At 37.4% G+C, this 13692-nt stretch carries 11 protein-coding genes; 6 read left to right on the top strand and 5 right to left on the bottom strand.

The window, feature by feature from the left end; all coding sequences use genetic code 11:
• Window positions 1-183: 183 nt before the first annotated feature.
• Genes lsrF through ACUXEY_RS22355 form a run of 4 tightly spaced genes read right to left on the bottom strand, consistent with a single transcriptional unit; the run spans window position 184 to window position 3855 of the window.
• The gene (gene lsrF / locus ACUXEY_RS22370) at window positions 184-966 is read right to left on the bottom strand and encodes a 3-hydroxy-5-phosphonooxypentane-2,4-dione thiolase (RefSeq protein ID WP_000219772.1); all 783 of its coding nucleotides are present in this window, start codon (window positions 964-966) and stop codon (window positions 184-186) included.
• 6 nt (window positions 967-972) lie between these two features.
• Window positions 973-1335 carry a cupin domain-containing protein gene (locus ACUXEY_RS22365; protein WP_000909989.1) on the bottom strand — a complete coding sequence of 121 codons (363 nt, stop codon included), beginning with the start codon at window positions 1333-1335 and terminating at the stop codon, window positions 973-975.
• Window positions 1336-1360: 25 nt separating this feature from the next.
• Entirely contained in the window at window positions 1361-2923 is a 1563-nt protein-coding gene (lsrK, locus tag ACUXEY_RS22360; RefSeq protein ID WP_461301634.1) for an autoinducer-2 kinase, read from the bottom strand.
• Window positions 2923-3855, bottom strand: a complete 933-nt coding sequence (locus ACUXEY_RS22355; protein ID WP_461301633.1) for a sugar-binding transcriptional regulator — start codon at window positions 3853-3855, stop codon at window positions 2923-2925. The genes lsrK and ACUXEY_RS22355 overlap by 1 nt, the downstream gene beginning before the upstream one ends.
• A gap of 197 nt (window positions 3856-4052) precedes the next feature.
• Here ACUXEY_RS22355 and ACUXEY_RS22350 point away from each other — a divergent pair, with 197 nt between their 5' ends.
• The 4 genes from ACUXEY_RS22350 to lsrB are packed head-to-tail and all read left to right on the top strand — an operon-like array spanning window position 4053 to window position 8510.
• On the top strand, window positions 4053-5534 hold the full coding sequence (locus ACUXEY_RS22350) for a sugar ABC transporter ATP-binding protein (RefSeq protein WP_166704668.1): 1482 nt from the start codon (window positions 4053-4055) through the stop codon (window positions 5532-5534).
• Window positions 5531-6484 (top strand): ABC transporter permease subunit, encoded by a 954-nt coding sequence (locus ACUXEY_RS22345; RefSeq protein ID WP_461301632.1) that lies wholly within the window; start codon window positions 5531-5533, stop codon window positions 6482-6484. Before ACUXEY_RS22350 ends, ACUXEY_RS22345 begins: the two co-directional genes overlap by 4 nt.
• A complete protein-coding gene (locus ACUXEY_RS22340; RefSeq protein ID WP_461301631.1) occupies window positions 6481-7422 on the top strand; it encodes an ABC transporter permease in 942 nt (313 codons plus the stop codon). Before ACUXEY_RS22345 ends, ACUXEY_RS22340 begins: the two co-directional genes overlap by 4 nt.
• Window positions 7423-7466: 44 nt before the next feature.
• Window positions 7467-8510: an autoinducer 2 ABC transporter substrate-binding protein LsrB gene (gene lsrB, locus ACUXEY_RS22335; protein WP_461301630.1), complete on the top strand. Its 1044-nt coding sequence runs from the start codon at window positions 7467-7469 to the stop codon at window positions 8508-8510.
• Window positions 8511-8556: 46 nt separating this feature from the next.
• Here lsrB and ACUXEY_RS22330 read toward each other — a convergent pair whose 3' ends face one another.
• Entirely contained in the window at window positions 8557-10059 is a 1503-nt protein-coding gene (locus ACUXEY_RS22330; protein ID WP_000069157.1) for a malate:quinone oxidoreductase, read from the bottom strand.
• A gap of 381 nt (window positions 10060-10440) precedes the next feature.
• Here ACUXEY_RS22330 and ACUXEY_RS22325 point away from each other — a divergent pair, with 381 nt between their 5' ends.
• Window positions 10441-11487: a DUF2332 domain-containing protein gene (locus ACUXEY_RS22325; protein ID WP_461301629.1), complete on the top strand. Its 1047-nt coding sequence runs from the start codon at window positions 10441-10443 to the stop codon at window positions 11485-11487.
• 303 nt (window positions 11488-11790) lie between these two features.
• Window positions 11791-13530 (top strand): sigma 54-interacting transcriptional regulator, encoded by a 1740-nt coding sequence (locus tag ACUXEY_RS22320; protein WP_461301628.1) that lies wholly within the window; start codon window positions 11791-11793, stop codon window positions 13528-13530.
• Window positions 13531-13692 lie beyond the last annotated feature (162 nt).

Genomic DNA, 13692 nt, shown 5'->3' with positions numbered 1-13692 from the left:
AAATCTCTCCTTTTCCTCTTTTTATCAGTGTTGACACATAAAAAGAGGCTCAGACACAAAAACAGGCTGTGGAGAAGACTTTCTCCACAGCCTGAGAAAGCCCATATGTTACATATGGGCTTTTCCTTATTATGGTAAATATTGATTTTGTATTTATTTAAGTGTAATACTCTATCTATTACCTTAGTTTTTTACATCATCATATAATTCCAGCGCCTCTTTCACATTCAATCCATTCTTCACAATACCATGAATCGCTTGAATCATCGCAGCAGGATGTTCAGATTGCCATATGTTTCGGCCCATGTCTACGCCGATTGCGCCTTCTTGCAGTGCATTGTACGTAATGTTTAATGCGTCTTCAATTGAATCTAGTTTTGGACCACCAGCGATTACAACTGGGGCAGGGCAAGTACTCGTTATTTTTTCGAATCCTTCGCAGTAATACGTTTTAATAATGTCAGCACCCATTTCAACGCATACACGGGAAGCGAGTGCTAGAAAGCGTGCTTCACGTTTTTGTAATTCTTTCGCAACTGCGGTAATGCCGAGTACTGGCAGACCATAATCGTGAGCTTCTGAAACTACATTTGCGAGATTTGATACGGTTTGTGTTTCATAGTCTGATCCGACGAAAACAGAAACACCGACGCCAATTGCGTTTTGTTTTACTGCTTCTTTTACAGGTGTAACAATTGTTTCATTCGCTAAGTCTTTACCGACGACAGTAGCTCCGCCTGATACACGCATAACCATTGGTGTGCTGCAGTTTTCAGGAATACAGGAACTAAGTACACCGCGCGTTAAAAAGAGGGAATCCGTATAAGGAAGTAAGTTTTTAACTGTTTCAAGTGGTTGTTCTAGCCCATGAATTGGTCCTAAAAAGTAGCCGTGATCTATCGCTAACATAACCGCTCTGCCATCAGGTAAAATTGTATTTAATCTATTTTTAAATCCCCAAGTCATTTCAAATCACTCCTTCGTTAATGTTGGATTTTCCGTTTGTACCGTATCTTTATTTGGTAAATGTGGTGACTTAATAAAAACTGCTTTAAAAGGTTTGTCAGAATGGTTAATAAGATAGTGAGATTCATGAGGACGAACTTGCAGGACATCACCTTGTTTCATTGGAACTCTTTCGTTATTTACATAGAAATCTATTTCACCTTCTAATGCATAAAAGACCTCTTCGCACGTCGTATGATAATGGTTTTGAAACTCTTGCCCAGGCTGAATGACAACAAGGCCAAGATCAATATTCGGACCTTGTATTAAATATTTTGGTCCGTTATCACCGAAGCGATAGGAGAAGTCATTTTCATTCGCTTTTAACATACAGTTCACTCCTTTATGTAATATGTTACAGTGCACCAGGCGCAATCCACATATGTGAGGTGAGCCCGTTATCAGCTAAAGCGAGCTGACTGTCATACACAGTTTTCCAAGTTTCATAGAACTCTTTATATAGTTCGTGATTTTCAGTAACTGGTTCAAATGTTTGCTCCCACTGTACAAACTGTTCGGCAGTCTCTTCCATAGATGAATATATGCCAGCACCAACTCCAGCAGCAATCGCAGTTCCTAAAGCAGCTGCTTCTTTCACAACTGGTACTTTTACAGGGATACCGAGTACGTCTGATAAAATTTGTGGCCATAGTTTTCCTTTAGCAGCACCGCCAGCAAAAATGACTTCAGAAGGGAATGTCCCTGTGAGATTTTCTATTAATTGTAAGTTGCCAAGTGTAACGAAGGCAGCATTTTCTTCAATAGCACGGAACAGTTCTTTTTTTCCGCATTTGTCAGCATCTAAACTTAAATTTAAAAAAGAAGGTGCGGCATGACGCCAAGAAATGTAGTTCATTACGTTTGAAAAGGTAGGGATAATGCCATGTGAGCCGACAGGTACGTCTTTTGCTTGTTCTTCTAGTAATTCATAAGCATCTACACCGAGTTTGTCAGCAAGTTTCTTTTCCTCTTGGCAAAAAGCGTCTCGAAACCAGCGCATAACGAGTCCTGGGAAAAAGGCAATCGTTTCATATTGCCATAGGTTAGGTACGACGTGACAATTTATACGAATTGCAGCACATGGATCCGTTATTGGCTCAGTAACATTCACTTCTTGTTGCCAAAAACTACCTCCGCATATTAACGTTTGATGCGGTTTCACGACTCCAGTTCCGAGCGATGCCATTTGAGCATCTCCGCCCCCGGCTACGACAGGAATTCCTTCACGTAATCCAGTTAATGCTGCACACTCTTTTGTGACGTTACCAATTACTGTACCAGCTTCATTTACTATTGGTGAAAATGGCAATGTTAAACCGCACTTGATAGCGACATCGTTATCCCATACTCTATTTTGTAGGTCAAAAATACCGGATGTACATCCGTTTGAAGGATCGATTTGCAGTACGCCGCTTAATTTATATAAAATCCAATCGTTTAACATCGTAAAAGAATGAATATTGCTATAGACGTCTGGTTCATGTTTTTTAATCCAAAGTAGGCGGGGTAAAGCACCTAATGAAAAAGTTTGCCCAGATCTTGTATATAAATCTTCTTCAAGATGTGACCGAATTTCTTTTAGTTCACTAACTTCAGCGGATGCGCGCCCATCAACATTTGCGCAAGCCCATATTTCTTGCCCACCTTTATCATATAAAACAAAACCTTCTCGCATACTAGTAGCGCTAATAGCTTGAATAGAAGAGGGTGAGACATTACTTCTTTGTAAAACTTCTTTCGTGCATTGTTGTACTAGCTTCCAGTTTTCTATTACATCAAAATTCATAGAACCTGGGTAAAGAGGATCTGTGTTATGAACCCATTCTTTTTGGCTGACTGCAATTTGATTACCTAGTAAATCAAAAAGAACAGCTCGAATGCTTCCTGTACCAGCATCAAAAGCTAATAAATGAGACATTAACAATCACCATCCTTTCGTAATAAGGAGAGGGCCGTTTCCTCATCGGTAATTAATGTGTGAATGAACTTTCCTTTTAAGGCACCATAAATTGCATCTATCTTTTCTGTACCTCCAGCAACACCAACGACATGTTTCATTTTGCGCAGAATCGAGAGCGGCGTACCAATTAGTCGATTATGGTGTGGGAGCTTTAATAAATCACCATTCGTATTATAAAACTGCCCTAAAATATCACCAGCTCCGTTTTGACTACGAATATATGTCATCTCACGTAGCGTTAACTTTTCTTCCTTTACAATCGTAGCGTCTTGAGATAATCCTCCAATACCGACAACTGCTGTATGGGCAAGTGAGGCGACATGAAGCATATCTTTTACACTCGGTTCTGATAGAATACTTTGTGCCATTTCGGTTGTAGATGCTAGAAACGGCGTAGGGATAATGTGAAGATCGCCTTGCAGGTAGTGTAAATAGTTTTGTTTTCTTGGAAGATAGTGATTTACTCCGCCAGTTAGCGTTACGATTGAAAGATTAATAGAGCTTTCAAAATGAATGTTTTCTAGCATTTTGCTAATCGTTTCGCCCCAGCCAATGCCGAGTAAATCACCTTGCTGGAGCTGAGTTTCTAAATATTGTGCAGCAGCTTTTCCGAGAGAAGCGTGATAATTGTTTATTGGAGTAGGGATAATAAAAGCATCTTTTAAGTGGAATTTTTTCATTAGGTCACGCTCAATACTTAAACAGTGTAAACCAGTTCCTTTTACGTGAAATGTAACGATACCTTCACTGCGTGCCTTATCTAATAATCGGACGACTTTATTTCTTGAAATGTGAAGAAGCGAAGCAATTTCCTGTTGTGTTAATTGGTCTTTATAATAGTACCAAGCTACTTTCGTTAATAAATTCTCTTCAAAGTTCAGCTGTGTCATACTCTTCATCCCTTTCAACAATTGACCACTGCTTAAACATATGTGCCATATATTTTGTTTATTCCAGTTGAAACGATTAATTGTCTGGTGAAAAAAGTGTTCTAGATATGAAAAAAGGAATATACAATGCTACAAAACAAGTAGAACAAATAATCATTTTCTCAAAAAATGTTCTGAATAGAGGTAGGTGACATCATGTGGAGAGCGTACCCTTATTACAAGTAAAGAAAATGAGTAAGGCGTTTTCAAATCAACTTGTGCTAAAAGAAGTGAACTTACAAGTAGAGCGTGGCGATATATACGCTTTAGTTGGAGGAAATGGTGCTGGAAAATCAACATTAATGAAAATATTAACGGGGTTATATTCGTATGATAGTGGAGAAATGTATGTAAAAGGAATGAGGAAACAGTTTGTAAATCCGAAAGAAGCACACCGAGACGGGATTTACTTAGTACCACAAGAACCACTCATTTTTCCGCATATGACCATTGAAGAAAATATATGTATCGGACTAAAAGGGAAGGAAAAGGAATTAAAAGTAAAGATTCAGCAATTGATGGACAGTTTAGGGTGGGATATTGATCTTAAAGAACTAGGAGAATCACTATCCATTGCGCAGCAACAGTTAGTAGAAATCGTTAGAGGATTAATACGGGAAGCCGAGATTCTTATTTTAGATGAGCCAACATCGACATTAACAACTCACGAAATAAAGAGTCTTTTTGTGCTGATGAAAAGTTTACAAGAAAAAGGAATTGGAATGATATATATTACGCATCGCTTTCCAGAAATCTTTGAAATTGCCAACAAAGTAGCGATATTACGTGATGGAATGATTGTAAGCCAAGGTGATGTATGTGACTATACATATGACATGTTGATGGAGGGGTTATTGCCAAAAGGATATAAACAAGAAGAGAAAAGAGAAATAGTGCGAGATTCAAAAGAAACGAAAAAAATATTAGAAGTAACTAATGTAACGAGTCACGCATTCGAAAATATATCATTTACTGTACATGCTGGAGAGATTGTAGGTATTGCTGGCATTGTTGGATCAGGCAGAACGGAATTAGCAGAAACCATATTTGGATTGAAGTCTATAAAATCAGGTTCTATTTTATTAGAAGGAAAATCAATTGATTCATGCTCTTTGCATAAAAGACTAAGCGAAGGACTAGTTTATGTGCCAGAGGATAGAGCAAGAAATGGGATTTTCTCAATTGCATCAGTTAAAGAAAATATGACTGCAGCAAGTTTACATCAGAATAGTCGCTTTTTCATTAATCAAGAAAAAGAAAGCGCTTTATTGAAGTCGTATATAGAACAGTTTCGAATTGTTGTACGAAGCATGGATGAAGTTCTAGCATCTTTATCGGGAGGTAATCAGCAAAAAGTCGTGCTGGCAAAATATCTTGCGTGTAATCCGAAAATTATTATTCTTGATGAACCGACACGCGGAATTGATGCGAAAGCAAGGATTGAAGTATATGAGACGATAGAAAAAATGAAAAGGGAAGGACTCGCAATTTTATTAATCTCTTCAGATGTTGAAGAAATTGTTCAATTAGTAAACCGTGTATATGTAATGCGAAATAGACAATTTGTTTCTCATCTGGAGAAAGAACAAATAAATGTAGAAGCAGTTACACGTCTAGCATACGGAGGTGTAACGGAATGAAACGTGTGTATAAAATGCACGAAACATCTATCATACTGTTATTACTCATTTACATTGCCATTGTCGGAATGATAAATCCAAGTTTCGTTCAGCTTAACTCGTTATCTTTAATGATGAAATCAAGCGTTATTTTAGTCGTGATAGCAATTGGCCAATCGTTCGTCTTATTTACGAAAAATATAGACGTATCAGTTGGCTCGATTATGGGATTAAGTGCAGCGGTTTGCGGGATGTTGTTAACGGATGGATATCATGCATTCTTGTCTATTACGGCTGCTATTTTACTTGGTGCTATTATAGGATTCGCAAATGGGATTGGCGTTGCGAGGTTTCGGGTACCAGCTATTATTATGACATTAGGTATGTTAGGGGTCATTAGAGGTGCGATGTTAATTTTCACAGGCGGAAAGTGGATTGAAGATATTCCAAACGATTTTAAGCAACTGTCATCTATCGTCATACTTGGTTTGCCCATAATTGTATGGGTTGTTCTTATTATTTTACTACTACTATACTTTTTTTTAAGTAAACTGCCATTGGGAAGATACTTTTATGCGGTAGGTGATAATGAAGATGGCGCGAGACTCATTGGTATACCTGTTAATACAGTGAAGATATATGCGTTTATGATTTCAGGCATAAGCGCTGCGCTTGCTGGTTGTATATTTGTTATGAATATCGGATTCGTTCCAAATCAAACAGGAACGGGTATAGAACTACAGGTTATCGCAGCTGCGGTACTAGGGGGAGTTCATTTAAAAGGAGGAACGGGTTCTATAGTTGGAGCTGTATTAGGAGCGATATTTTTAGAGGCGATAAGCAGTTCACTCGTCTTTTTAAAAATACCAGCATTTTGGAATAATGCTATTTCAGGTTTCTTATTATTACTAATCGTCATATTAGATAGTGTTATGAAAAAGTGGAAGGCAGAAAGGAGGATGAATCTATGAAGTATTTATACAGATGGGAAGGTGTTCTAATCGTATTACTTCTTTTAGAATTCATTCTCTTTAGTTTTATAAATAGTGATTTCTTAAATATTAGTAATCTCCTTTTTAGTACAAATGATTTTCTTTTTATCGCAATCGCGGCGATACCAATGACTTTCGTTATTGTAACAGGAGGAATTGATGTATCGGTCGGCTCAATAATGGGGCTCACTTCGATCTTGATCGGTGTACTTTGGATGAATGGAATACCTATTTTGCTAGCGGTCATAATAGCTCTTATAATCAGTTGTTTAGCAGGAGCTTTAAACGGAATCATTATAAAAATGACAGATGTAGAGCCACTTGTCGTTACACTTGGAACGATGTTTTTATACGGCGGAATTGCACTCGTCATTTCAGGAGGGGCAGGTGCTTCTGGATATGAAGGGATAAGTGGTTTACCTGAAGAATTTGTACAACTGGCAAATGGTAGTTTTATAGGGATACCGAATTTATTATGGATACTGATCGTATTAACAGTTTTATGTACTTTATTATTTCACCGAACTGTATATGGGCGCCACGTAAAATTAACAGGAGCGAACGAAAACGCAGCAAAATACACTGGGATCAAAACGAAAAAAGTAGTCATCATTGCTTACATACTCTCCGGGTTAGGAGGTGGATTAGGAGGCGCTTTCTTAACTGCATATTTCGGTTCCGCACGTGCTGATATGGGAAGTGAAACGATTTTACCAATCATTACAGCAGTCGTATTAGGCGGGACACTTATTACAGGGGGAAAAGGAAGCATTATCGGTACAGTACTGGCGAGTATTTTTATAGGGCTAATGCAGTATGGCTTGCAAATGACGGGTTTAACAAATGAACAATCTAACGTAGTTATTGGTATTATTCTTATTCTTTCAGTTATTATGAGACATTTCAAATTACATTAATTCACACCGTGGAAAAGAAAGAACTTGCATAAGGGGGAAATGTCATGAAGAGAAAACTGGGGATTCTATTAATAGTGTGCATTTGTTTAATTGGTTTAATAGCTTGCTCTAGTCAAACGGCAGATAAGAAGAACGCAGATGATGTGAAATTTGCATTTATCCCGAAACTAACTGGAGTTGGCTTCTTTACATCGGGCGGTGAAGGAGCAAAAGAGATGGGAGATAAACTAGGCGTACAAGTGAAATATGATGGACCCTCTGAAGCAAGCGTATCAGGGCAAGTGAAATATATAAACAATTTTATTAATCAAAACTATGATGCACTTATGGTCTCATCTACATCGGTAGATGGTCTATCACAATCATTACAACGAGCTAAGAAAAAAGGGATGACGGTGTTAACATGGGACTCTGATGTGAATCCGAAAGACCGTTCATTTTATATAAGCCAAGGAACACCAGACCAACTTGCTAATTTATTAATTGAAATGACTTCAAAGCAAATTGGAGATAAAGGAAAAGTAGCCTTCTTTTATTCTAGTCCAACAGTAACGGATCAAAACCAATGGGTAACGAAAGCGAAAGAAATTATTAAAAAGAAATATCCGAACTGGGAAATTGTAACGACGCAATACGGTGAAAATAATGCGCAAAAGTCTTTATCAGTAGGGGAGAACATATTAAAAACGTACCCAGATATTAATGCAGTCATTTGCCCGGATGCAACGGCACTACCAGCGATGGCACAAGCGGCTGAGAATTTGAAAATGGATAGAAAAGTAGCCGTAACTGGCTTCTCTACACCAAACGTTATGCGTGATTACGTAAAACGAGGAACAGTGCAACAATTTGGATTATGGGATGTAAAACAGCAAGGCGCACTTGCAACGTATGTAGCAAATGAAATAGTAGTAAAAGGGAAGAAGTTAAAAGTAGGGGATAGCTTCGAAGTAAAAGGAATCGGAAAAGTGAAAGTAGAACCAAACTCTATCCAAGGTTACGATTATGAGGCAGAAGGAAACGGAATTATCGTATTGCCAGAGCGAGTTGTATTTACGAAAGAGAATATTGATAAATATAATTTCTAGTAACGAAAAAACGTCCGAATATATCGGACGTTTTTTTATTTCTTCATTAGTTATGAACTGTTTCTTTTTCATTTAATCCAAGTGTACGACCAGTCGAAGTGTGTAGGTCTTGGAACAATCTTGGATTTTCTGTCAGTGAAATGCCGTAAGAAGGGATCATTTCTTTTATTTTCCCTTCCCATTCTACCATACGGCTTGGGAAACATTTTTCTAATACTTCAAGCATGACGTGAACAGCAGTAGAAGCACCTGGTGATGCACCTAGTAACGCTGCGATTGATCCATCAGCCGCACTAACAACTTCTGTACCGAATTGAAGTGTTCCTTTACCGCCAGCATCAGTATCTTTAATTACTTGTACACGCTGACCAGCAACTACAATATCCCAATCTTCACTTTTCGCGTTCGGAATGAATTCGCGTAATTCTTCCATACGTTTTTCATGTGATAACATAACTTGCTGAATTAAGTATTTTGTTAATCCCATTTCTTTTACACCGGCAGCTAACATCGTTAAGACGTTATTTGGTTTTACAGAACCAATTAAGTCAAGGTTTGAGCCAGTTTTTAAGAACTTAGGAGAGAACCCTGCGAACGGTCCAAATAGTAAAGCTTTTTTATTGTCTATATATCTCGTATCAAGGTGAGGAACAGACATTGGCGGAGCGCCAACCTTAGCTTTACCGTATACTTTTGCATGATGTTGCTCGACAACTTTTTGGTTTTTACATACCATAAATAGTCCGCTTACTGGGAATCCACCGATATGTTTTGATTCAGGAATGCCAGTCTTTTGTAGTAGAGGTAGACTACCGCCACCGCCGCCGATAAAGACGAATTTTGCAGTATGATGCTCAATTTTACCACTATTCATATCGTGTACTTTCACTTCCCACAAACCATTCTTCGTGCGTTTAATATTTTCGACACTATGTTTGTAGTTTAGCTCGACATTTTTCGTTTGTAAGTAATCAAACAACATACGAGTTAATGCACCGAAGTTAACGTCTGTTCCAGAGTCAATCTTCGTTGCAGCCATCGGTTCGTTAGGTGTACGTCCTTCCATAATGAGTGGAAGCCATTTTTTTAATGTTTCAGGAGCATCGGAAAATTCCATTCCTTGAAACAGTGGATTTTTTGAAAGCGCTTCAAAACGGTTTTTTAGAAACTCAACATTTTTTTCGCCTTGTACTAAACTCATATGAGGTAGAGGCATAATAAAATCTTGTGGATTGCGAATTAATTTGCTTTTTACAAGATATGCCCAAAATTGTCTTGAAAGCTGGAATTGCTCATTCACTTTTACAGCCTTACTAATATCTATAGATCCGTCAGATTTTTCGGAAGTATAGTTCAGTTCGCATAGCGCAGAATGCCCTGTACCTGCATTATTCCATTCGTTAGAGCTTTCTTCCCCGGCACTTGCGAGTTTTTCAAAAACTTTAATTTCCCATTCAGGTGCTAATTCTTTTAGTAATGAGCCTAACGTTGCACTCATAATTCCTGCACCAATTAAGATAACGTCTGTTTTTTGCTGCATGTTGCTCATGATAATCTCTCCATCCCCTATATTGGCAAAAAAGAATAGGTGTTCACTATATCTAAGCCGTAAAAAGAAAACACCGCCTAGGCCCCACCTAGGTATTTACCTTTTTTGTCTCAATTATATAACCATCTCATACTCTATTATAATAATTAATAGACTAAAATATCTAGTGTTATCTGATAATTTTAAACTATTTAACGTTTTATTCGCCAAAAATCTTATTTAACAAGCTCTTTTAAGGTGGTAAATAGAAAAAAATTACAGTTTGAAATTATCCCGAAAAAGCTTACGTATACGAAAGTGGGGAGATTTGATACCTTTTTATGGAATTTCTGCGCTTTAAATAGTAAGATTATTCTGTGATATTAAAAAGGAGGGATACCAATGCGTACACAAGAACAAATCGCAAACTTATTTCGAAATTTTTCAATAAAGGAATGTAAAGGGTCAAGTGACTTATATGAATACTTATCAATACAAATTGCTGAAGATGAGGAAGTACTTACACTATCTTCCTACGCTCAAGCAGGCCAACCAGTCCCAAACTTACTATTAGGAGCCGTACATTATTTATTACTAACAGGGAAAGAACATCATGTAAAAACGTATTATAGTAGCTTAGTTGAAAATACGAATACAAATTTAGATCAAGCTTTTGATCATTTTAAAAATTTCTGTAAAGAGTACCGAGAAGAAATCATTACTTTATTACAAACGAAACTCGTTCAAACGAATGAAGTAAGGCGATGTGCATACTTATACCCAAGTTTCTGTTACATATTTAATAAAGTGAAAAAGCCGTTAGCGTTAATCGAAATTGGCACAAGTTCTGGATTACAACTGTTCTGGGACCAATATAGCTATTCGTACGGGACAGATGAAACATACGGAAATATAAATTCGAATGTACATTTAACTTCTGAAATAAGAGGGGCGAATGTGCCTTATTTTCTAAAAGAAAGTCCATCTGTCATAGAAAGAATTGGACTAGACTTGCATGTAAATGATTTACATAGTGATGAAGATTATTTATGGCTACGTGCACTCATTTGGCCAGAACATAAAGAAAGACTTGAAATGTTTGATCAAGCCGCATCTTTAGTGAAAAATGAATCTGTCCAATTAATAGAAGGAGACGGTGTGGAGCTATTACCATCTATTATTGAACGAATAAGTGAAGATGCTGTAATCTGTATTTTCCATACACACGTCGCAAATCAAATACCTGAACAAGTAAAACGTAAGTTAGAGAAACAAGTGCAAGAAATCGGTGCAAAACGTGATGTATTCCACCTGTATAACAACATGTGGGACCGGGACCTTCATATTGATTATTATATTAATGGAAACGAATATCGTGAAACGGTTGGAGAAACAGAAGGGCATGGGAGATGGTTTAGCTGGAATCTTGAAAATCGAACTTTATGCTAAAGAAAATCTATCAATTATGGGTTTCGTCACCAATATTCGTAATAAAAACAGTTGACAGAAGGTAATCCGTCAACTGTTTTTTCTTTTTATTAAATTTGTTTTATGTATCCAATGTAAGTGTTAAACATGTCCCTGCTGCATGTTGCAAATAGCCGATGAGATAATTAGAAGCCACTGGTTAATGAGCTATATTACTAGTTTAAGAATTTATAACTTCAAACGGAAAAACCAAGGGAAAGTAAATATTTAAAATGAATATATAATACATGCGAGAACGAGCACAATTGGATAGGGGGCTTTCAAATGCATATGAACGAACGAATGAATTTGCAGGTAACTAGTCAGGCTCTTCAGGTAATGAATAACGGAATTGCTGTTATAAGTCATGGTGGAATCATCACATATAGCAACAAACTATTCTGTAGTATGTTACATAAAAAAGAAAATGAAATAATAGGTGAGCATATATCAGCGATTATTCCTGATCGTAAAAAGTTAGTAGTGAATCAAAATGATAGTTTGTACAGGTATGAATGTAGGAGTGGCAACCAAGTTTTAATTGTGAATGAATCACGTGTATATCAGAATGAGACAGAATACGGATCAATTGTCATTCTGGAAAGCAAAGGGAAGAGTATACAGTCTTTGGAAAGCATAATAAGTCGATATGAAAGTGCCCTAAATTTACTGTCTGAGTGCATTCTAGGGGTAAATGAACAAGGAATTGTCAATTTTTTAAGTGGTTCTTATGCACAATTTTTAGGGATTGATGATCCGAAAGAAGCAATTGGAAAGCATTGTACGGAGGTTGTTGAGAATACGAGGATGCATATTATCGTAAAGACGGGACAGATGGAAATTGGACATATCCAGCGTATAAGTAATCGGAATATAATTGCAACGCGCATACCTATCATAAAGGAAGGCAAGATTATTGGAGCAATTGGTAAAATTATGTTTCATGATATACAGCAGTTTAAAGCTTTGGGAGATCAAATTAGCGAAATGGAATCAAAGTTATCTTACTATCAAACTGAATTACAGCGGCTCCAAGAAGGGCGACTTTCCTTTCAAAGCATTATAGGAGAGAGTGCAAAAATGAAAGAAGTTAAAATGATGGCTTTAAAGGTTTCTAAAAGCCGGTCTACCGTTTTGATAAGAGGAGAAAGTGGTACAGGAAAAGAGCTCTTTGCACATGCGGTACATCGTGCAAGTCCACGTGCTAGTGGCACATTTATTCGTTTGAATTGTGCTGCGATTCCAAGGGAGCTTTTGGAGGCTGAATTGTTTGGATACGAAGAAGGGGCTTTTACAGGAGCGAAAAAAGGCGGTAAGCCTGGAAAGATTGAATTAGCCGATAAGGGAACATTGTTTTTAGACGAAATTGGTGATATGTCTTTGGATATGCAGGTGAAGTTGCTTCGTGTATTGCAAGAGAAAGAGATTGAAAGAATTGGAGGTACGAAAATTCAAAAGGTTGATGTCCGTTTCATTGCGGCGACACATCGAAATCTCCGTGAAATGGTACAAAGAGGGGAGTTTAGGGAGGATTTATATTATAGGTTGAATGTGTTTGAAATTGATATTCCTCCGTTGCGAGAGAGAAAAGAAGATATGATACATATAACGGAATTTTTAATTAAGAAATTGAATGGTGAGCTGGGTAGTAACGTTCTTTCATTGGATAAGAGAGTAAGAGATATATTCATGGAGCATGATTGGCCAGGGAATATTAGAGAGCTAGAGAATGTGTTAGAACGAGCGATGAATGTTATAGAAGAAATGATTATTCAAGTGCATCATCTTCCTGCCTATTTACGGAAAAAAGATTTGGAAGAAGAGTTGTATCGCGAAATAATTACGATGGATCAAGAGCAGGATGAGGGGAGTTATTCACTTCAGGTGGAAGTGGAATCCGCTGAAAAACGTGCGATTACGAGAGCTTTGGAAAAAACAGCTGGAAATATAAAAGAGGCAGCCGATCTTTTAGGAATTCATCGGGCCAGCTTATATCGAAAAATAGAAAAATATGAAATGTCATGAAGGAAAGTAAAGGGCAAATAGGCCCTTTTTTTGTTTGTAGTAATAAACATTGTCTCTTTTTTGCGACATTTTCTTATAGTTGCGACATGGTTGCTAATATTTGTAGCGCAAATGCGACGTGTGAAATTAGACATGTAAGGGGGAGTACGAAGGAATAAGGGA

Source organism: Bacillus sp. F9_6S_D1_P_5, from assembly GCF_054823925.1.
This window is presented reverse-complemented; position numbering and strand designations above follow the sequence as displayed.

Bases quoted from the DNA above. Each gene is read 5' to 3' on its own strand.
- lsrF (WP_000219772.1), bottom strand. From the start codon at position 966: ATGACTTGGGGATTTAAAAATAGATTAAATACAATTTTACCTGATGGC.
- ACUXEY_RS22365 (WP_000909989.1), bottom strand. From the start codon at position 1,335: ATGTTAAAAGCGAATGAAAATGACTTCTCCTATCGCTTCGGTGATAAC.
- lsrK (WP_461301634.1), bottom strand. From the start codon at position 2,923: ATGTCTCATTTATTAGCTTTTGATGCTGGTACAGGAAGCATTCGAGCT.
- ACUXEY_RS22355 (WP_461301633.1), bottom strand. From the start codon at position 3,855: ATGACACAGCTGAACTTTGAAGAGAATTTATTAACGAAAGTAGCTTGG.
- ACUXEY_RS22345 (WP_461301632.1), top strand. From the start codon at position 5,531: ATGAAACGTGTGTATAAAATGCACGAAACATCTATCATACTGTTATTA.
- ACUXEY_RS22340 (WP_461301631.1), top strand. From the start codon at position 6,481: ATGAAGTATTTATACAGATGGGAAGGTGTTCTAATCGTATTACTTCTT.
- lsrB (WP_461301630.1), top strand. From the start codon at position 7,467: ATGAAGAGAAAACTGGGGATTCTATTAATAGTGTGCATTTGTTTAATT.
- ACUXEY_RS22330 (WP_000069157.1), bottom strand. From the start codon at position 10,059: ATGAGCAACATGCAGCAAAAAACAGACGTTATCTTAATTGGTGCAGGA.
- ACUXEY_RS22325 (WP_461301629.1), top strand. From the start codon at position 10,441: ATGCGTACACAAGAACAAATCGCAAACTTATTTCGAAATTTTTCAATA.
- ACUXEY_RS22320 (WP_461301628.1), top strand. From the start codon at position 11,791: ATGCATATGAACGAACGAATGAATTTGCAGGTAACTAGTCAGGCTCTT.